The organism is Streptomyces sp. DH10, from assembly GCF_029813805.1.
Taxonomy (GTDB): Bacteria; Actinomycetota; Actinomycetes; order Streptomycetales; family Streptomycetaceae; genus Streptomyces; species Streptomyces coeruleofuscus.
In genome coordinates this window covers 193550-212602 of sequence record NZ_JARVKU010000004.1, presented here as the reverse complement: position 1 = coordinate 212602, position 19053 = coordinate 193550, and the positions used below count along the sequence as shown (strand labels likewise).

At 71.9% G+C, this 19053-nt stretch carries 20 protein-coding genes and 1 tRNA gene; 11 read left to right on the top strand and 10 right to left on the bottom strand.

Annotated elements, in window-relative coordinates:
- Positions 1 to 16 precede the first annotated feature (16 nt).
- The 3 genes from QC385_RS10400 to QC385_RS10390 are packed head-to-tail and all read left to right on the top strand — an operon-like array spanning position 17 to position 2951.
- The gene (locus tag QC385_RS10400; protein WP_279540975.1) at positions 17 to 1387 is read left to right on the top strand and encodes an amidohydrolase family protein; all 1371 of its coding nucleotides are present in this window, start codon (positions 17 to 19) and stop codon (positions 1385 to 1387) included.
- Positions 1384 to 2265, top strand: coding sequence for a cupin domain-containing protein (locus QC385_RS10395; protein WP_279540974.1), 882 nt, complete (start codon positions 1384 to 1386; stop codon positions 2263 to 2265). Before QC385_RS10400 ends, QC385_RS10395 begins: the two co-directional genes overlap by 4 nt.
- Positions 2262 to 2951, top strand: a complete 690-nt coding sequence (locus QC385_RS10390) for an SDR family oxidoreductase (RefSeq protein WP_279540973.1) — start codon at positions 2262 to 2264, stop codon at positions 2949 to 2951. Before QC385_RS10395 ends, QC385_RS10390 begins: the two co-directional genes overlap by 4 nt.
- Before the next feature lie 31 nt (positions 2952 to 2982).
- Here the strand turns inward: QC385_RS10390 and QC385_RS10385 are convergent, their stop codons facing one another.
- The 4 genes from QC385_RS10385 to QC385_RS10370 are packed head-to-tail and all read right to left on the bottom strand — an operon-like array spanning position 2983 to position 4751.
- Positions 2983 to 3630 (bottom strand): endonuclease, encoded by a 648-nt coding sequence (locus tag QC385_RS10385; RefSeq protein ID WP_279540972.1) that lies wholly within the window; start codon positions 3628 to 3630, stop codon positions 2983 to 2985.
- A 5-nt stretch (positions 3631 to 3635) separates the two neighbouring features.
- A complete protein-coding gene (locus QC385_RS10380; protein ID WP_279540971.1) occupies positions 3636 to 3980 on the bottom strand; it encodes a DUF3140 domain-containing protein in 345 nt (114 codons plus the stop codon).
- 34 nt (positions 3981 to 4014) lie between these two features.
- Positions 4015 to 4497 (bottom strand): ferritin-like domain-containing protein, encoded by a 483-nt coding sequence (locus tag QC385_RS10375; protein WP_086854400.1) that lies wholly within the window; start codon positions 4495 to 4497, stop codon positions 4015 to 4017.
- The gene (locus QC385_RS10370; protein WP_059421136.1) at positions 4494 to 4751 is read right to left on the bottom strand and encodes a WhiB family transcriptional regulator; all 258 of its coding nucleotides are present in this window, start codon (positions 4749 to 4751) and stop codon (positions 4494 to 4496) included. Before QC385_RS10370 ends, QC385_RS10375 begins: the two co-directional genes overlap by 4 nt.
- A gap of 182 nt (positions 4752 to 4933) precedes the next feature.
- Between QC385_RS10370 and QC385_RS10365 the strand changes: the two genes are divergently transcribed.
- Together QC385_RS10365 and QC385_RS10360 are read left to right on the top strand one after the other, a co-directional pair.
- Positions 4934 to 6121: a thiolase family protein gene (locus QC385_RS10365; protein WP_279540970.1), complete on the top strand. Its 1188-nt coding sequence runs from the start codon at positions 4934 to 4936 to the stop codon at positions 6119 to 6121.
- Between the two features lie 260 nt (positions 6122 to 6381).
- The gene (locus QC385_RS10360; protein WP_279540969.1) at positions 6382 to 7155 is read left to right on the top strand and encodes a sulfite exporter TauE/SafE family protein; all 774 of its coding nucleotides are present in this window, start codon (positions 6382 to 6384) and stop codon (positions 7153 to 7155) included.
- Here QC385_RS10360 and QC385_RS10355 read toward each other — a convergent pair.
- The 3 genes from QC385_RS10355 to QC385_RS10345 form a co-directional block, all read right to left on the bottom strand.
- Positions 7141 to 7941, bottom strand: a complete 801-nt coding sequence (locus QC385_RS10355) for an HAD-IIA family hydrolase (protein ID WP_279540968.1) — start codon at positions 7939 to 7941, stop codon at positions 7141 to 7143. The two genes, QC385_RS10360 and QC385_RS10355, sit on opposite strands and share 15 nt — an antisense overlap.
- A gap of 106 nt (positions 7942 to 8047) precedes the next feature.
- A complete protein-coding gene (locus QC385_RS10350; protein ID WP_279540967.1) occupies positions 8048 to 10123 on the bottom strand; it encodes an MDR family MFS transporter in 2076 nt (691 codons plus the stop codon).
- Positions 10124 to 10253: 130 nt separating this feature from the next.
- Positions 10254 to 10793: a DUF309 domain-containing protein gene (locus QC385_RS10345; RefSeq protein WP_279540966.1), complete on the bottom strand. Its 540-nt coding sequence runs from the start codon at positions 10791 to 10793 to the stop codon at positions 10254 to 10256.
- Between the two features lie 98 nt (positions 10794 to 10891).
- Here QC385_RS10345 and QC385_RS10340 point away from each other — a divergent pair.
- Positions 10892 to 10965 (top strand) — tRNA-Pro (locus tag QC385_RS10340).
- Positions 10966 to 11033: 68 nt separating this feature from the next.
- Here QC385_RS10340 and QC385_RS10335 read toward each other — a convergent pair.
- Positions 11034 to 12224: an FAD-dependent monooxygenase gene (locus QC385_RS10335; protein ID WP_279540965.1), complete on the bottom strand. Its 1191-nt coding sequence runs from the start codon at positions 12222 to 12224 to the stop codon at positions 11034 to 11036.
- Between the two features lie 233 nt (positions 12225 to 12457).
- Between QC385_RS10335 and QC385_RS10330 the strand changes: the two genes are divergently transcribed.
- From QC385_RS10330 to QC385_RS10320, 3 genes are all read left to right on the top strand, one after another.
- Positions 12458 to 13120, top strand: a complete 663-nt coding sequence (locus QC385_RS10330) for an NUDIX domain-containing protein (RefSeq protein ID WP_279540964.1) — start codon at positions 12458 to 12460, stop codon at positions 13118 to 13120.
- An 88-nt stretch (positions 13121 to 13208) separates the two neighbouring features.
- A complete protein-coding gene (locus tag QC385_RS10325; protein WP_279540963.1) occupies positions 13209 to 14192 on the top strand; it encodes an aldo/keto reductase in 984 nt (327 codons plus the stop codon).
- Positions 14193 to 14264: 72 nt separating this feature from the next.
- Positions 14265 to 15089: a DUF427 domain-containing protein gene (locus QC385_RS10320; RefSeq protein WP_279540962.1), complete on the top strand. Its 825-nt coding sequence runs from the start codon at positions 14265 to 14267 to the stop codon at positions 15087 to 15089.
- Here the strand turns inward: QC385_RS10320 and QC385_RS10315 are convergent.
- Positions 15055 to 15783 (bottom strand): TetR/AcrR family transcriptional regulator, encoded by a 729-nt coding sequence (locus QC385_RS10315; protein WP_279540961.1) that lies wholly within the window; start codon positions 15781 to 15783, stop codon positions 15055 to 15057. The genes QC385_RS10320 and QC385_RS10315 overlap by 35 nt on opposite strands.
- A 151-nt stretch (positions 15784 to 15934) precedes the next feature.
- Here QC385_RS10315 and QC385_RS10310 point away from each other — a divergent pair, with 151 nt between their 5' ends.
- Complete coding sequence (locus QC385_RS10310; RefSeq protein WP_279540960.1) at positions 15935 to 17014, top strand: phosphotransferase family protein; 1080 nt, start codon at positions 15935 to 15937, stop codon at positions 17012 to 17014.
- Positions 17011 to 18096 carry a GNAT family N-acetyltransferase gene (locus QC385_RS10305; protein WP_279540959.1) on the top strand — a complete coding sequence of 362 codons (1086 nt, stop codon included), beginning with the start codon at positions 17011 to 17013 and terminating at the stop codon, positions 18094 to 18096. The genes QC385_RS10310 and QC385_RS10305 overlap by 4 nt, the downstream gene beginning before the upstream one ends.
- A 10-nt stretch (positions 18097 to 18106) precedes the next feature.
- Here QC385_RS10305 and QC385_RS10300 read toward each other — a convergent pair whose 3' ends face one another.
- Complete coding sequence (locus QC385_RS10300; RefSeq protein ID WP_279540958.1) at positions 18107 to 18979, bottom strand: alkaline phosphatase family protein; 873 nt, start codon at positions 18977 to 18979, stop codon at positions 18107 to 18109.
- Between the last annotated feature and the right edge of the window lie 74 nt (positions 18980 to 19053).

The following is a 19053-nucleotide window of genomic DNA, read 5'->3' as shown; positions in this document are numbered from 1 at the left end:
CATGGGAGGAAGCGCGATGGCCACCAGAACACTCCTGCGCTCCGGTCACGTGATCTCGATGGACCCCGCCGTCGGGGATCTGCCCCAGGGGGACGTCCTCGTCGAGGACGGCAGGATCGCGGCCGTGCGGCCGGAGATCAGCGCCGACGCCGAAATTCTCGACATGACCGGCCGCATCGTGATCCCCGGCTTCGTCGACACCCACCGCCACACCTGGGAGGCGCCGATCCGGGGCGTCGCCCCCGACGCCACCCTCGACGACTACTTCGTCGAGGTCCTCGACACCTTCGCACCCCTGTACACCCCGGAGGACGTCTACGCGGCCAACCTCGCGGGCGCGCTGGAATGCCTCAACGCCGGCATCACCACCCTCGTCGACTGGTCGCACATCAACAACACCCCGGACCACCCGGACGCCGCGATCCAGGGCCTGACGGAATCCGGCATCCGGGCGCAGTACGCGTACGGCAGCGCCAACACCTCCCTCGCCGACTACTGGTTCGAGAGCAAGATCGCGATACCGGCCGACGACGTACGGCGGATCCGCGCCCGGCACTTCGCGTCGGACGACGGCCTGCTGACCATGGCACTCGCCACACGCGGACCCGGTTTCTGCGTCAACGACGTGGTCGCCGCCGAGTGGGCCCTCGCCCGCGAACTCGGCATCCCGATCACCGTGCACGTGGCCATGGGGCGGCTGGCCGGCCGCTTCGGCATGGTCAAGCAGCTCCACGGCATGGGGCTCCTCGGCCCGGACACCACCTACGTCCACTGCTGCTACCTCAGCGAGGAGGAATGGCGGATGGTCGCCGACAGCGGCGGCACGGTGTCCGTCGCGCCGCAGGTGGAGCTCCAGATGGGGCACGGCTGGCCGCCCGTGATGCAGGCGATCGAGCACGGTCTGCGGCCGTCGCTCAGCATCGACGTCGTCACCACCGTGCCCGGCGACATGTTCACCCAGATCCGCGCGGCCTTCGGCGCCGAACGCGCCCGTGTCAACGCCGACTGCTGGCAGGCCAACATGCCTGTCCCCAGCAACATGCTGACGGCCCGTCAGCTGCTGGAGATCGCCACCGTCAACGGCGCCCATGTCGCGGGCCTGGAGGACCGCACCGGCTCCCTGACCCCCGGCAAGCGCGCCGACATCGTCGCGATCGACGCCACCGCGCTGAACGTCGCGCCCGTGCACGACGCGGCGGCCGCGGTGACCCTGTGCGCGGACGTGTCCAACGTCGACACCGTCCTCGTCGACGGCGTGATCCACAAGCGTGACGGCAAGTTGCTCACCGACACCGGGCGTGCCCTGCGGCTCGTCTCCGAGGCCCGGGACCGGCTCCTCGCGGCGAAGGAGACGAAGGCGCCCAAGGGGGAGAAGGCCACGGCATGACCCATCACCTGGTCCGCCGCGCGACCGGTCTTCCCGAGCCGCTGTACGACGGCCTGGGGTACCGGCGGCGCACGCTCGTCGGCGAGGACGACGGCAGTGTGCACACCGGCTTCGGCCTGTGCGACCTGCGACCGGACGGTCGTGTGCCCGCCCACGTGCACTCGTACGAGGAGAGCTTCCACGTCCTCGACGGGGCCGTCGTCCTCGACGTGCCCGAGGGCTCGTACCTGCTGGAGGAGGGTGACTACGGCCTGCTGCCGATCGGCGTCCCGCACGCCTGGCGCGGCGCCGGGGACACCGGCGGCCGCTGGGCGGACATGCTCGCCCCCGTGCCGCGGGCCCGCTACGGGTACGACACCCGGACGGTGCCGGACCTGCCCGTTCGCGACCCCGTCCGGGTCGACGTCCGTGACCCGCGCACCCGCTCCTTCGGCCATTTCGAGCCCGGTCAGATGGATCCGGGCAAGCAGTCCCAGGACCTGCTGGCCGTCACGGCGAGCATGCGCACCGCGCTGCTGGTCTACAGCGGCATCACCGTGAAGATGATGGTCGACAGCGACCTGGGCGCGGTCGGCTCGACGATGTTCATGGTGCAGTACGCGTCCGACGGCGTCATCGGCACCCACGACCACCCCTTCGAGGAGACGTATCTGATCCTGGAGGGCGTGGCCGAGACCACCCTCGACGGCGAGCCGTACCGGCTGGAGCCCGGGGACCTCGCGTGGGCGGGCGCCGGCTGTGTGCATGGGTTCGTGAACGCTGGGCAGGGGCCCCTGCGTTGGCTGGAGACGCAGGCGCCGCAGCCACCGGCTCGGCACTCGTACCGGTTCACCAGGGACTGGGACTATCTGCGCCAGGTGCTTGAGGAGGGGTCATGAGCAGTGTCCTTGTCGTCGGCGGCACGTCGGGCATCGGCCTCGCGTTCGCCCGGGCCCGCGCCGAGCAGGGGGACGAGGTGGTCCTGACCGGCCGCGACGCCCACCGCGCCGACCTGATCGCCAAGGAGTTCGGCGCCCGGGGCATCGCCCTCGACCTGGGGCGGCCGCTGGAGATCGCGGCGGCCCTGGCCGACGTGGGACGCGTCGACCATCTGGTGCTCGCGGGGGTCTCCCGGGACGACAACAAGGTGAGCGAGTACGACATCGACGCCGCTCTGCGGCTGGTCACCCTCAAGCTCGTCGGCTACACCGAGGTCGTGCACACGCTGCGGACCCGGCTGCACGACGACAGCGCCATCGTCCTCTTCGGAGGACAGGCCAAGGAACGCCCCTACCCGGGGGCGACGACGGTGGCGACGGTCAACGCGGGCGTGCGGGGACTGATGAACTCCCTCGCCGTCGAACTCGCTCCCGTCCGGGTCAGCGCCGTGCATCCCGGCGTCGTCGGCGACAGCCCGTACTGGCAGGCCAAGCCGGAGAAGGTGCTGGAGGTGCTACGCACCGAAACGCCCACCGGGCGGCTCGCCACGATGGCGGACGTGGTGGACGCGGTCGACTTCCTGCTGCGCAACCGGTCGGTCAACGCGGTCGAACTGACGGTGGACGGTGGGTGGTTGCTCGGCTGACAGGAGGCCGGTCACGCTGCCGGGAGGCCGGTCACCCGGCCCGCCGCAACGCGTCCTCGGCCACGTCCTTGTCCACCGCCGCCCGCACCAGCGCGGCGGCGAGGACGGCCGGGTCGGCGCCGCCCGCCAGTTCGACGAGGCGCTCCGTGTCCTTCGGCAGGTTCAGCCGCTCGGCACCCTGAAGGGCCTTGGCGTCGAGGTAGGGAGCGACCTCCGGCCACACACCCTGCGCCTCGCGCAGGAAGATGTCGGCGCCGGCCGGGCCGATCCCGGGGAACTCCTGGAGCAGGTGGCGCAGTTCGGACACCTTGCCGTCCGCCTCCCGGCGCAGCCGCCGCAGGTCCCCGCCCCACCGCTCGTCCAACAGCTCGGCCGCCTCGCCGAGTTGGGTCGCCGTACGCTCGTCGTAGCGCCGATAGCCGCCCCGGCCGAGCGCGTCCACGCGCTCCTGCCAGTCGGCCTCCGCCATGCGGCGCGGGTCGCGCAGCCCCGCCTCGTGCAGGGCACGGGCGGTGGCCAGCGCGACCGAGGCGCGGATGCGGGCACTGAGCAGATGGGCCAGCACCAGCAGCCGGTACAGCGGCTGCGGGGTGTCCCTCAACCGGATGCCCGCCTCATCGGCGTACGTCCGGCCGTGCGCGTCGAGGAGTTCGCGTACGACGCGCCGCTGCCGCTCCACGGCCGCTACCCCTTGAGCGGATCGTGTCCGACCGTCATCAGCCGGTGCCGGCGGCGCGTGTCCTCGGGCGTCACCTCGGGCAGCGGCTCGTCCTCCAAGTCCACCTGCGAGGTGACCCTGTCCACGACGTTCCGCATCACCCGCAGGTCGTCCTCGGTCAGGTCGGTGCGCCGCTTCTGGAGGATCGCCAGGACGTGCTGCCCGGTCTGCGTGCCCGCGTGTTCCGGCAGCGGCTCCGCGTCCTCGTCGGCGTCCCGCATCCGCAGCCAGGCCGCGAGTTCCTGCGAGGTCATGTTCACCACGCGGTGGAAGTCCTCCCACAGCGCGTCGAGTTCAAGGGCGTCGGTCATCACATGCCCCTTTCCGTATGTACGTGCGCGCCGGTCAGGCCTCGCCGGGGACGTTCTCGGCGTCGAACATCCACCGCTGCTTCTCCAGCTCGGCGGTGATGCCTATCAGCAGGTCCTGGGTGACCAGGTCGGCCTTCTCGGTGGCGTCGATGCGCTCGCGCAGCCGGCCGATGGCGTCCTGGAGGGACTCCACCATCACCTGTACGGCGTCCGAGTCGCGCACCCAGCCCTCCTTGGGGGCGGGCAGCGTGAAGGCCTTGGCGATGGTCTCGGGCCGGCCGTCCGGCGGGACGCCGAGCGCCGCGGACCGCTCCGCCACCGTGTCGGCGAAGTTCCGCGCGGCCGAGACCACCTCGTCGAGCTGGAGGTGGATCGACCGGAACCGCGGTCCGACGATGTTCCAGTGCGCCTGCTTCCCGATCAGCGAGAGCCCGAGCAGATCCACCAGGGTGTCCTGGAGTGCCTCGCACGAGACCCGGCGGGCCTCGTCGGGCAGTGTGCTCCGCACAGCCGTCATAGGGCGCTTCTCCTCCTCGCGTCGTTTCTCGTGGTCCGGAGCAGTGCGTCGCGCTCTTCCTCACAGGTCCCGCCCCACACGCCCGAGGCCTGGCCACTGCTCAGCGCGAAGCTCAGGCACTGGTCGGTCACCGGGCAGCGTGCACAGATCCGCTTCGCGGCCGTGACGTCCCGCAAGGCCGGACCCGCCGTACCCACGGGGAAGAACAACTCGGGGTCCTCGTCCACACAGGCGGCGCTCCGCAACCACTCCATGGACGCGCGGGTGCCCCGGGCCCCCTGGGGCAAACCCGATGCGGAAGCACGCAGACCGGTTGTTCCGGCCTGCGGTGATTCCCTCCGGGGACGCTTCCACCCCCGGAATCTTCACAGGGGCGGACCGAGGGTCTATAGTCCGAAACTAGCAGTGCTAATTAAGCGGTGTGAGGAGTCCTCTCGTGCGTCCCGTCCACTTCGCGGCCGCCCGCCGCACCCCCATCGGCAAGCTGCGCGGCTCCCTGTCGCCGGTACGGCCCGACGACCTCGCCGCCACCGTCGTCCGCGCCCTGGTCGACGAGGTGCCCGCGCTGGACCCGGCCCGCGTCGACGACGTCTACTGGGGCGCCGCCATCCAGGCCGGCGAGGACAACCGCAACGTCGCCCGCATGGCCGCGCTGCTCGCCGGCCTCCCCGAGACCGTGCCCGGCGCCACCGTCAACCGCCTCTGCGCCTCGGGCCTGGAGGCCGTGACCACGGCAGCCCGCACCATCGCCGCCGGCGAGGCCGACATCGTGATCGCGGGCGGCTCCGAGTCGATGAGCCGCGCCCCCTTCGTCCTGCCCCGCCCCGACGAGGCCCTGCCGCACCGCATCGAGACCGTGGACACCCGTCTCGGCTGGCGCCTGGTCAACCCCGCCATGCGGGACCTGCACGGCCTGCTCTCGATGGGCGAGACGGCGGAGGAGGTCGCCGCGCGCTACGGCATCCCCCGCGAACGCCAGGACGACTTCGCCCTGCGCAGTCACCAACGGGCCGCCCTCGCCCGCAAGAACGGCCACTTCGACGACGAGCTCCTGCCCGTGGAACGCCCCGACGGGGTGGTCGTCGACACCGACGAGTGCGTCCGCGAGGACACCTCGTACGAGAAGCTGTCCCGGCTGAAGCCGGTCTTCCGGGAGGGCGGCACGGTCACCGCGGGCAACGCCTCCCCGATGAACGACGGCGCCGCCGGCCTCCTCCTGGTCAGCGAGGACGCCCTGCGCGAACTGGGCCTGGAGTCGCTCGGCCGCTACGTCGCCGGAGCCTCGGCAGGCGTCCACCCCGACGTCATGGGCATCGGCCCGGTCCCCGCCACCCGCAAGGCACTGACCCGGGCCGGCTGGAACGTCGGCGACCTGGAGGAGGCCGAGTTCAACGAGGCCTTCGCGGCCCAGGCCCTGGCCTGCGTGGACCAGCTCGGCATCGACCCCGAGCTGGTCAACCCCAGTGGCGGCGCCATCGCCCTCGGCCACCCGCTCGGCTGCTCGGGCGCCCGCATCCTGACGACGCTGCTCCACCGGATGCGGCGTACGGGGGCACGGCGGGGACTGGCGACGATGTGTGTCGGGGTGGGGCAGGGGAGCGCGCTGCTCGTCGAGCAGGCCTAGGGCGTGTCCGCAAAGTCCCGCCTGCCCCGCGACGCCCGGCACGCCCTCTCGCCGCACCGGGCGAACACCCACGTACAACCAGTACGCGGGCGTCCGCCCGGCACGCCGAGAGCACGCACCGGCCGCCGCGAGGCCCGCCCTCCGGGCGGACGACGGGACTTTGCGGACACGCCCTAGGGGGTGTCCGCCTAGCCACCTGGTGCCACCAGGCGAGACGGCAGTACCGACCCCGGTTCGTTGCACATAGCATCAGTGCTCGCATGAACACCATGACGCTCTGGCACATCACCGGCTGGGAGTTCGCCGCGCTCGCCTTCGCGGCCCTGCTCGTCGGCTTCTCCAAGACCGCCGTGAGCGGGGCCAACACGGTCAGCCTCGCCATCTTCGCCGCGGTGCTGCCCGCCCGCGCCTCCACCGGCGTGCTGCTGCCGGTCCTGATCGCCGGGGACCTGCTCGCCGTCGCCACCTACCGGCGGCACGCCCACTGGCCCACGCTGTGGCGGCTGTTCCCGGCGGTCGCCGCGGGCGTCGTCGTCGGCACGGTGTTCCTGATGTGGGCGGACGACGCGATCGTACGGACCTCGATCGGCGCGATCCTGCTGCTGATGGCCGCGGTGACGGTCTGGCGCAGGCGTACGGCGGACGCCGAACAGGAGCCGGAGTCGGTCACCACCCCGGCGGGCCGGATCAAAGCCCGCTCCTACGGCGTCCTCGGCGGCTTCACCACCATGGTCGCCAACGCGGGCGGCCCGGTGATGTCGATGTACCTGCTGTCCGCGGGCTTCCGCAAGCTCGGCTTCCTCGGCACGTCGGCCTTCTTCTTCCTGATCGTCAACGTCTCCAAGCTGCCCTTCAGCGCCGGCCTCGGCCTGATCGACGGCCGCTCCCTCCTGCTCGACCTGGCACTCGTGGCGTTCGTCGTGCCCGGCGCGCTCTTCGGCAAGTGGGCGGTCGACAAGATCAACCAGCGGCTGTTCGAACAGCTGGTCATCGCGGCGACGGTCGTGGGCGGGCTGCAGCTACTGCTGCGCTGAACCCCACAGCAGAGCCGGAACGTCCGCGAAGGAGTCGATCACGTGGTCGGGCGTGCCGTCGGCGGTCCGGAGCACCTCCGGCTGGAACTTGCCCGTCCGGACGAGGACCCCCGTGATCCCGGCCCGCTGCGCCCCGAGCACGTCGGACTCGACGTCGTCGCCCACCATCACGGCCTCGCCCGCACTCGCGCCCAGCCGGGCGAGCGCCGCCTCGAAGAACGCCCGGGCCGGTTTCCCGGTGATCTCGGCCTCGACCCGGGCGGCCTGCTCCAGCCCGGCCAGGAACGCGCCGGAGTCCAGCCGCAGCCCCTCGGCCGTACGCCAGTACAGGTTGCGGTGCATGGCCACCAGCCGGGCTCCACGCTGGAGATGTCCGAAGGCCCGGTCCAGCGCCGCGTAGCCGAACTCCGGACCGGCCCCGCCGACCAGCACGACGTCCGGAACAGCGCCGGAGTCCGCCGGGTCGACGACGATGACACCCTCGAGGTCCTCCGCGATGTCGCCGCTGTTGAGCAGAGCGCACCGGGAGCCGGGGCAGTGCTCGGCGAGGTGGGCGGCGGTGGCGGCGGGCGCGGTCAGGATGTCCTCGGCGGACACCGGGAACCCCGCGTCCGCGAGCGTCCCGGCGATCGACGCCCGGGTGCGGGACGTGGTGTTGGTGACCAGCAGCACGGCGAGCCCGGCATCCCGGATCTCCCGCAACGCCTCCACGGCCCCCGGCAGTGGCCGCCACGAGACGGTCAGCACCCCGTCGATGTCGACGAGCACGGCACGTACGGACTCCATGCCTGGACGATAGCCACGGTGGGCCGTGTTCGCCGGTCGGTACCCGGGGTCACGGTGAGCCGTGTCCGCCGGTCGGCACCCGCGGCGGTGCGGCGGCAGCCGCCCGTCACACCGTGCTGGTCGCCAGGACCTTCGCCGGCCTGGCCGGCAGACCGTGGCTCAGGTCCTCCACCAGCAGCCGCTTGGCGATCGCGTCGACCGCGACGCGCAGGTCGCTGTCCGACGGGCGGCCGATGTCCTGCCCCAGCCGGTCCTCCAGCCAGGAGGCCCAGGCCCTGGTGATGACCGCGGCCTCGCGGGCACCGGCCTCCGTGTGGGACAGGAGGGAACCGTCCCGGGTCAGGAACCCCTCGTCGACCATCCGCTCGAAGACCGGCAGCAACACCTCGGGCGGCATCCGGCGCCGCGCCGCGATCAGCCCGAGACCGGCATGACCGACCATCCGCGTGAACAGCTCGACCTGCATCACCGCCCAGGCACCCGCCACGTCGAGCCGGGTGTCCGACTCCAGAATGATCCGTCGCGCGGTGTCCAGGTCCGTACCGCCGATGATCTTTCCGACGGCGGCCTCCAGCACCCGCTGGGAGTCCGCGCCGCTCGGCGAGGCGAAACCCTCGCCCATGTCGGTCGACCCGGTCCGCGCCGTGTCGCGCAGCCGGACCTGCTTGAGGAACAGGGCGACGAGGAAGCCCAGCGCGGCCACCGGCACCGTCCACAGGAACACGGTCTGGAGGGTGTCGGCGTAGGCGTCGATGATCGGGGCGGCCGTGGCCGGCGGCAGCTCGTGCACGCCGTCCGGACTGGTCGCCGCCCCGGCGACGGCGTCCGGCTCCACACCGCCGGTCTGCGCCGCCCGCGCCACCCCCTCGCGGAGGTTGGGCCCCAGCGCGTTGGTGTAGATCGTGCCGAAGACGGCCGTACCGAACGAACTGCCCAGCGTACGGAAGAAGGTCACCCCGGAGGTCGCCGTGCCCAGGTCGGCGTAGTCGACGGTGTTCTGCACCGCGATCGTCAGCACCTGCATGCACAGGCCGATGCCGGTGCCCATGACGAACATGTACAGCGATTCCAGCCACGAGCCGGTGTCCGGCCCCATGAGGGACATCAGGAACAGACCGGCGCCCATCACCAGCGCGCCGACGATCGGGAACACTCGATACCGCCCGGTCCTGCTGACGACGCTGCCGCTGAAGACCGACGCGATGAGCAGCCCGGCCACCATCGGCAGCGTCCGCACACCGGACACCGTGGCCGAGTCACCGTCGACGTACTGGAGATACGTCGGCAGATACGTCAGCGCACCGAGCATCGCGAAGCCGACGATGAAGCTCAGCACGGAGCAGACGGTGAACACCGGGTTGGCGAACAGCCGCATGGGCAGCATCGGCTCCCGAGCCCGGGTCTCCACCCAGCAGAACAGGCCGAGTGCGACCACACCGCCCACGAACAGGGCGATGATCACGCCGGAGCCCCACGCGTACTCGTTGCCGCCCCAACTCGTCGCCAGGATCAGCGCGCTGGCGCCGGCCGCGACGAGCGCGATGCCGAGATAGTCGATGACCGGCCGGGACACCGACTTCACGACCGGGATGGTGCGGGCGGCCGCCGCGACGACGACGATCGCGATGGGAACGTTGACGTAGAACGCCCACCGCCATGTCAGATGGTCGGTGAACAGCCCGCCGAGCAGCGGCCCGATGACGGTGGCCACACCGAACACCGCGCCGATCGCGCCCTGGTACTTGCCGCGCTCGCGCAGCGGAATGACGTCGGCGATCAACGCCATCGACGTGACCATCAGTCCGCCGGCACCGATGCCCTGCATCGCCCGCCAGGCGATCAGCAGCGACATGTTGGTGGCCAGACCGCACAGGAACGAGCCCGTGATGAACACGATCGCCGAGACCTGGAAGACCACCTTGCGGCCGAACAGATCGCCGAACTTGCCGACCAGCACGGTCGCGACGGTCTCCGCGAGCAGGTATGAGGTGACCACCCACGACATGTGGTCCGCCCCGCCCAGGTCCGAGACGATGGTCGGCAGAGCGGTGCCGACGATGGTCTGGTCGAGGGCCGCGAGCAGCATCCCCAGCATGATCGTCACGAAGACGACGTTGCGTCGACGGGTGTCCAGCACCGGGGGCTGGGAGGCGGGCAGTGCGGTTTCCTCCACGACGGTCACGACGTCACCCTCACACCTGTGGACTACGTGCGCATGCCAGAACGTCCCCACGGGTGCCCGGTGATGGGCGCGCCAGTCGTGTCAGTCGTGGGGGTGTCGGTGCGGCAGATTCGAGAGACGTTCCGATCGGCTACGCCGCTCCCCGCCCCCGCAGCCGAGGCGCCCGCGCCCCCGCGTCCACGGTCGTACAGCCCCGCTCCACGTCCTCGGCCAGATCCCGAGCCCAGACGGCGACTGCCGCGACGTCGATCCCGTACGGCCGCGCCCGCCCGGAGCCGGACACCCACGCCTCGGCCGCGCCCGCTCCGCGCCGCAGCAGTCGCGCCCCGCCGGTGAGGTTGCCGCGGGCGGCGTGGGTGAGCCCCACGGCCAGCTGGGCGAGCCCGCGCCACAGCTCCCGCTCCGTGTCGGGGCCCGACTTCCAGGCGTCCTCGAAGACCTCGTGCGCGTGGAACGGTTTCCCCTCGTCCAGCAGCCGCTGCGCCTCGGCGACGGTCTCCTCCGGCGTGCGTACGACGCCCTCGGGCTGCCGCGGCACGCCCGGCGTGTCGTACGGCAGGGGCCGGCCGAGGCCGTCCCGCGGCCGGGCGTTGCGCGCCCGCCCCTCGCTGTCGCGGTCCCGTGCGCCGGCCGGCCGTCCCGTGCTTTCCTCACTGCCTGTGCTGCCCATACGCCGATTGTCCCGCCCGGGCCGCTTTCGGCGCGGCCAGGGGTGTGCGGTAAAGTGCTGTTCGCGCGATCACGCGGTTCACCGCGGTGTGCGCGCACCGGGACGTGGCGCAGCTTGGTAGCGCACTTGACTGGGGGTCAAGGGGTCGCAGGTTCAAATCCTGTCGTCCCGACGGTGCGGAAGGCCTTCGCGGGCAGTTGCCTGCGGAGGCCTTTTCCTGTGGGCCGGTGACGAAGGCGATCAAGGCACCCGGTGTCCGTAGAGCCAGTCCAGCCGGCGGTGGTACTCGCGGGGAGCAAGTTTCCCGAGGAACCACAGGGGCAGGTGAGCGAACGTGCTTCCCTGGTGGAACCGCTGCCCGTTCTGGCGGGATCCGGCCTGGACACGTGCGGTGCGAGGTCGCCGCGTGGCGGAGTAGGCGAGCAGCGCCCGGGGCACGTCGTCGGTGCCTTCGAGCCGGTGGGCGAGAACCGTTGCGTCCTCGAGGGCCATGGTGGCGCCCTGGGCCAGGTACGGCAGCATGGGGTGGCACGCGTCACCGAGGAGCGCGACGCGTCCGTCGGTCCAGGTCTCCAGGGGCTCGCGGTCGAACAACGCCCAGCGGTAGTGGGCGTCCGCCTCGCGGAGGGTGGTGGTGACCGTGGGGTGCCAGCCCTCGAAGTCGGCCAGCGCGTCCTGCCGTGTGCCGCGCTCGGTCCAGGACTCTCCCCGCCACTCGTCGCGCTCCACCACCGCCACGAGATTGACCAGTGCCCCGCCCTTCAGCCGGTAGGTGATCGCGTGACGCCGGTCGCCCACCCAGAGGCACGCGGTGGGCGGGGGCGCGTCCCGTCCCAGACGCTCGACCGGGACGGTGACCCGCCAGGCGACATGGCCGGTGAAACGGGGCTCGCCCGCCCCCAGCATCTGACGGCGGATCACCGAGTGGATGCCGTCGGCACCGACGAGCAGGCTGCCGCTGACACGCCGGCCCGAGTCGAGCAGTGCCGTGACCTGCTCGGGGCTCTGCTCGTAGCTCTTCACCGCCGACCCCGTGTGGATCGTGATGTCCTGGCCGCTGCCGGCCGTCCCGGTGAGAAGGGCGTCGAGCAGGTCCGCACGGTGGACGTGCAGATAGGGGGCGCCCCACCGCCGTACGGCGGTCTCGGCGAGTTCGATGCGGAACACGTGCCGACCGGAACGGCCGAGCCGCATTTCGACGGCCTCGGGACGGAACGTCGTGGGCAGCAGTTCCTCCAGCACACCGAGGGAGCTCAGCACGCGCACCCCGTTGGGGCTGAGCTGTATTCCCGCGCCGACCTCCCCGATGGCCGCCGCCTGCTCCACTACCGTCACGCGCCACCCGGTGCGGCCCAGGGCGAGAGCGGTGGCCAGTCCGCCGATACCGGCCCCGACGACGAGCGCGTGCCCGGTGCTCCGGCCCGTTTCCATGGGTCCTCCCCCGTGAGGTGAAGCCGGGCGCCGTGCCCCACGGGCCAGCCCGCACGAGCCACGGCACCGACCCCCACTGTCTCCCGGCCCACCGGGCGACGGGCAGTCGCAGACGCGTCACACTCCGGGGTCTCGCACCCGTGCCGATCCGGAACAAGCGGCACCGGGTGGCCCCGGATGGTAGAAGCGGGCATGACCACTTCGCCCTTCTCCTCCGGCCCGGCCGGTGCCCGATGACCGCCGGTGTCGACACCCCCGACCGCAGGGGCCGCACCGGACTCGACCGGACCGGCCGGCACCTGACCGGCAACCCCCGCGTCAAGGTGCGGGACGTGAAACTCCTGTCCAGCCACTGGTACGTCGAGCGGACCACGACCTTCGACTTCCGGCATGCCGACGGCACCTGGAGCACCCAGGAACGCGAGACACACGACCGCGGCAACGGGGCCACCATGCTGCTGTACGACGCCGAACGCGAAACCGTGCTGCTCACCCGCCAGTTCCGCTTCCCCGTGTACGTCAACGGGCACCCCGACGGCATGCTCGTGGAGACACCGGGCGGCCTGCTCGACGACGATGACGAGCACCCGGAGATCGCGGTGCGGCGCGAGGTCGTGGAGGAGACCGGCCACACCATCGGCGAGGTCCGGCACGTCTTCGACGTCTACATGAGCCCCGGCTCGGTCACCGAACGCGTCAGCTTCTACGCCGCCGCCTACGGCCCGTCGACCCTCACCCACGAAGGCGGCGGCCTGGACGAGGAGGGCGAGGACATCGAGATCCTGGAGCTGCCCTTCCGCAGGGCCCTGGAGATGATCCGCACCGGGGAGATCGCCGACGCGAAGACCATCATGCTGCTGCAGTGGGCGGCGCTGGAGGGACCGTTTGCCGACTGACCCGTGCGGGCCTTGACTTGAAGTGCGCTTCAAGATGAAGACTGCCGTTCGTGCCCCGACCCCCGGGGCGCGCACGGGAGGAGCAGCCATGAAGTACCGCACGATCGGCACGGATCCGGGCACCCGCCGCGAGGTGAGCGTGCTCGCGCTCGGCGCGATGCTGTTCGGCTCGGTGACGGACGAGAAGACGTCCTTCGCCGTCCTCGACCGCTACGTCGAAGCCGGCGGGAACTTCATCGACACGTCCGACAACTACGCCTTCTGGGTCGACGGCGGCCAGGGCGGCCAGAGCGAGGAACTCCTCGGCCGCTGGCGCCGCAGCCGCGGCATCGGCGACGAGATCGTCATCGCGACCAAGCTCGGTGCCCGCCCCCTGGCCCCCGGGACCAGCTACGTCGACAACCCCGAGGGCCTGTCGGCGAAGGTGATCCGCGAGTCCGCCGAACGCAGCCGCGAGCGGCTCGGCGTGGCGAAGCTGGACCTGCTGTACGCCCACATCGAGGACCACAAGGTCCCGCTTCAGGAGACCGTCGAGGGCTTCGCCGCCCTGGTCGCCGAGGGCGCCGTCGGACTGCTCGGCGCGAGCAACCACGCCGCCTGGCGGGTGGAACGGGCCCGCGCCCTCGCCGCCGCGGCAGGACTGCCCGGCTACGAGGTGCTCCAGTACGCGCACAGCCATCTGCGCCCCCGCACCGACGTACCCGAGGCCCTCTTCCCGGACGGCAGCCTCGGCCATGCCGGCCCCGACCTGCTGAGCTACCTGCGGGCCGAGCCGGGACTGACCCTGGTCGCCTACTCGCCGCTGCTGAAGGGCGCCTACACCCGCCCGGACCGGCTGCCCGCGGACTTCGACCACCCCGGCACCCCGGCCAGGCTGGCGGTGCTGCGGGAGGTGGCCCGGGAGACCGGGGCGACCGTCAACCAGGTCGTGCTGGCCTGGCAGATCGGCGGTGAGCTGCCGATCGTCCCGCTGGCCGGGGTCTCCTCGGTGGCCCAGCTGGAGGAGAACCTCGCCGCGGTGGACCTGGAACTGACCGCCGAGCAGCGGGCCAGGCTGGACGCGGCCCACTGAGCTCGTGGGACCGTGGAGGGAACCCGACCACCGGACCACCGGACCACCGGACCTCCGGAAGGAGCAGCGGCCATGACCACCCACCCGGCCCACCTCGCCGCCCGGTCGATCAGGACCACCCCCGAAGGCCTCATGTGGGAGCCCAGCGAGCGCTGGGTGCGCGGCCGCAAGGGCGACGTCACCGTCGTCGACAGCCGGCACCCGGTCCTCGTCTGGGAACCGCACCTGCCCGTGCCGCAGTACGCCTTCCCGCACGACGAGGTCCGCACCGACCTCCTCCACCCGGCGCAGGCCCCGCCCACCGGCAAGCACACCGGCTCCCGGATCTTCTACGACCTCGACGCCGACGGCGAGGTGCGCGCGAACGCGGCGTGGACGTTCCCCGCCGACGACCTGGCCGGCCACATCGCCTTCGAATGGTTCCTGCGCACCGACACGGGCCTCGACCACTGGTACGAGGAGGAGGAAGAGATCTTCATCCACCCTCGTGACCCGCACAAACGCGTCGACGCGCTGCCCAGCAGCCGCCATGTCCGGGTCGAGATCGACGGCCGGGTCGTCGCGGACACCCACGCCCCCGTCCTGCTCTTCGAGACGTCCCTGCCGACCCGGTACTACTTCCCCCGCGAGGACGTCAGCCTGGACCTGTTCGACGCCAGCGACCACAGCACCGGATGCCCCTACAAGGGCACCGCCGCGTACTGGTCCTGGCGCGGCGAGGGCGATGTGCCGCCCAACATCGTCTGGAGCTACCCCGACCCGCTGCCCGCCGTGGCGGCGATCCAGGGACGTGTCGCCTTCTTCAACGAGGCCGTCGACATCACGCTGGACGGCGAGCGCCTGGAGCGCCCGGACACGCCGTTCAGCCGGATGCTGCGGAAGGGGGACCGCTCTTGAAGCTGTCGAGCAGGGCGTCGAGACCGGCCGCGAGGCCCTCGGGACCGCCCCGCTCGGCGAGCGCGGCCGCCGTCTCCCGCAGCGTCGGCAGCTCCTTGGCCGACAGGCGGTGCAGCCCGAGCCGGAAGGCCGGGTCGGTCTCGTCCGGGTTGTCCACCATGGGGCGCAGCTCCACGGACACGTAGCCGAGCAGCCAGGCGGTGAAGGCCCGGAACACGGCGGAGGCGGTGGCCTCGTCGAACCCGGCCTGCCGCAGCAGCGCGAGCACCCGCTCGTGATCCCGCAGCACCGCGGCGGGCCGCCGGGCCAGCGGGACCGCCAGCAGCCGCGTGGCGATCAGCGGCACGGCCTGGGGATGCGCGAGGCACACGTCGTAGGTCGCGCGGGCGATCCGGTGCAGCCCGGCCCGCCAGTCGGCGCCCTCGTCCGTCTCCGCGGCCAGCCGCTCCTCCAGCTCCAGGTACAGGGCCTCGACCAGCCCGTCGAGGAGGGCGTCCTTGCTCGCCGCGTACCGGTACAGCGCCATGGCCTCGACACCGAGCTCGGCACCCAGGCGGCGCATGCTGAGGGCGGAGAGGCCTTCGCGGTCGACCAATGCCAGGGCGGTGCTCAGCACCCGCTCCCGGTTCAGCCGGCCGTAGCGGCCGCGGTCGCTGGCGCGCCGGGACTCGCTCGGCCCACCGCCGTTCGCCATGCTGCCTCCTCGGTGTGCGGAAGGACGGAGCCGACCTCCTACGCCGTACACATACACGATCCGGGCCGAGTCGCACCTCAACCGGGCTGCGCCGATGATGAAAACAGAGGATATGGGGCATTCGCGAGCATCTGGCTGAAGGGAGTGCCGGATGACGTTGACCGAGGAGCTGAGAGGTCTCCTGCCGCTGCGTCCCACCGGTCTCCTGACGCGTCCCGCCGATGCCCTGGCGGCGCGCAGGCTCGCGGACTCGCTCAGGGCCGACGGTGAACCGCACAGGCCCCGGCGCACCTTCTCCGACCTCCTGGTCTTCCGGCTCGACGGCAGCGGTACGGGGCCCGCCATGGTGAAGCACCCCCGCAGCGCACGCGCGGCCGCCTCGCTGGAGCACGAGTGCGAGGCCGTGCGGCGGCTGGCCCGGGACGAGCGGCTGGGCTCGTGGCGACGGCTGCTTCCCGTGGTGGAGGAGCGCCGCCTGGAGGGACCGCTGCCGGTGCTGGTGGAGTCCTGCCTGCCGGGCGTCGAGGCCGATGTGCTGCTGCGGCGTTCCCCGCGGCTGGCCCGCCGGGTCACCTCCTCCGCCCTCACGGCGATCCGCGAACTGCACTTCGCCACCGGCCGGGCGGAGGAGGTGACGCCCCGGCTGGCCGGCTGGGTGGAGCCCCGGCTGGCCGTGCTCGCCGAGCAGGTCCGCTGGTGCCGCCGGGGCGAGGGTGCACAGGCGCTCGCCACCGTGCGCGAACTGGTGGAGCGCGAGCTGGCCGGGCGCCGGCTGCTGGTGGCGTGGACACACGGCGACTTCCACCCGGGCAACGTGCTGCTGTCGGAGGACCGGGAGACGCTGACCGGGGTGATCGACTGGGCGGGCGCCGTCTCGGACGGCCCCTCCCTGCTCGACTGCCACACCTTCGTGCTGACCATGCGGCACCAGCTCGCCGGACGGGAGTTCGGCGGAGTCGTCTCCGACGTCGTACGACGGGCCTCCCTCATGCCCGAGGACCGGCGGCTGCTCGCCGGAGCCCGGGCGCTGGAGGCCGGGCCAGGGGCGGAAACGGCCGTCACGCTGCTGACCTGGCTGTGGCACGTCGCGGGGAACCTGGAGAAATCAGCCCGGTACGCGCGCAGCCACCGCTGGGTCGCCGACAACGTCGTGTCCGTCCTGGGCGAGGTGCTGGCGCACGAGGGCGAGGCGCCGCTGTACAGCTCACGTCCCCGCGGGAGGGCACCGTGAACACACGCGCTGAACTGCTGATCGACACCGCGGCCGGTCCCGCGCGCGTCACGACCCCCGCCCCCCGGGCCGTCTGGTGGGACCTGGCCGGCCGGGACCCGGACATCAGCGTCACGCAGACACCGACCTGGCTCGACTGCCTGTGCGAGACCGGGCCGTACCGGGACACCAGTCGGCTCTACGCGTTCCCCGACGGCAGCCGGATCGTGCTGCCGCTCGTCAGCAGGGGGTGGCGTCCCCGCCGGCTGGACATGGAGGAGTCCTGGCCGGCCGGCTGGGGGATCGGCGGGCCGGTGACCGCAGGGACGGTGGGCCTCGAGCAGGCGCGGGCGCTCTTCGCCGACCTGGCGCACCGGCCCGCCCTGCGCATCGGCGTGCGCTTCCGGCCGCAGGGTGCCGAGCTGTGGGAGAGGGCCGCCCCGGACACCTTCCGGCTGGAACCCCACACGACCCAGGCGGTGGACCTCGACGGCGGCTTCGGCACGCTCTGGCAGCACCGCTTCCACACCCGGGTCCGGCGCGACGTGAAGCGCGCCGAGAAGGCACACCTCGACGTGGAGGCGGACCGCACCGGCCGGCTCGTCCCCGTCTTCCAGGAGCTGTACGACCGGTCCATCGAGCGCTGGGCCGCACAGCAGCACGAGCCGCCGGCGCTGGCCCGGTGGCGCAGGAGGCGGGAGTTCCCCAGGGAACGGCTGGCCGCGGTGGCCGCCCGGTTCGGTGAGTCCTGCACGGTCTGGCTGGCCCGGAACGCCGGGGAACCCGCAGCGGCCATCGTCGTCCTGCGGCACGGCCCGCACGCCAAGTTCTGGCGGGCGGCCATGGACCGGGACCTGGCCCACCCGGTCCGGGCCACCCCGCTGCTGTACCGGCTGGCCATCGAGGAGGCGTGCGAGCAGGGCTGCCGGATCTTCGACCTGGGCGAGTCCGCGCCCGGCTCCTCGCTGGAGCACTTCAAGGCCGGCTTCGGAGCGGTGAGCCGTCCGTCTCCGCGATACTGGCGGGAACGGCTGCCCGTCTCCACGGTCGAGCGCGGACTGCGGACGGCCGTCAAACGCGTGATCCGGTTCCAGGACGCATGACGCGCGCCGGTCAGCCGTTGCCCTTCCAGATGCCCAGAGGCTCGGCCTCGGCGCTGTGCCCGAGCGGGTCGAGGTCGTAGGCGTCCAGAATCGTGCGCAACAGGCCGTACAGGTTGTTCGGCTGGTCGTGGTTGCCCGGCTTCACCTGCTCGCCCACGACGACGGTCGGGATGTGGTTGTCCTCGTCCTCGCCGCCCTCGTCCTCGTCCCAGGTGACCACGAGGACGCTGTTGTTGGTCATCGCCCACTTGGCGTAGTCGCCGAGGTTCTTCCGCAGCCAGGCGTCGGCGCGCTCGACGCTGCCGTCGTGCATGTCATTGTCGAGGTTCGGCACGACGAAGGAGACGTGCGGCAGGTCCGAGAAGTCCTCGGGGAAGTCCGTCCACGGGCGGTTGACGGAGTCCGGCAGGTTGGTGAAGTTCACCCATGGCGCGTGCCGGCGCACGTACGGGCCGCTGGTGCAGTCCCTGAAGCCGACCCTCGGCAGGCTCTCCGCGTAGCCGGTGAACGTCAGACCGGCCTGCGTCAGCTGGGAGGCCAGGTTGCGGGACGTGAAGTCGTTCGGGCAGTCGTTGTCGACGCCGTGCGTGGAACCGGAGAACAAGGCCAGATAGTTCGGCTGGCTCGGATAGGTGATGGCGAAGAACTGGGTGAGATTGGCTCCCTTGCGGGCCAGTTCGTTGATGAACGGGGCATCTGGCGAGCCGATGATGTCCTCATAGCCGCGGTTCTCCTCGATGGCCACCACGATGTGGTCCGGCCGGGGGACGCCGTCGCCCTGGTCCGAGGAATCGCAGCCCGCCACGGGCAGGAGCGCGGCGAGGACGGCCGACGCGGCGATGAGCGGCTTCCGCATGCCGTGCGGCGGCCTCGGTGGCTTCATCACTGGTGGGGTCACTGCTCTCCTCCGGCGGTCGGTCATCCGCGCTGCCGGTCGCACCAAACGGCAGTAACGTA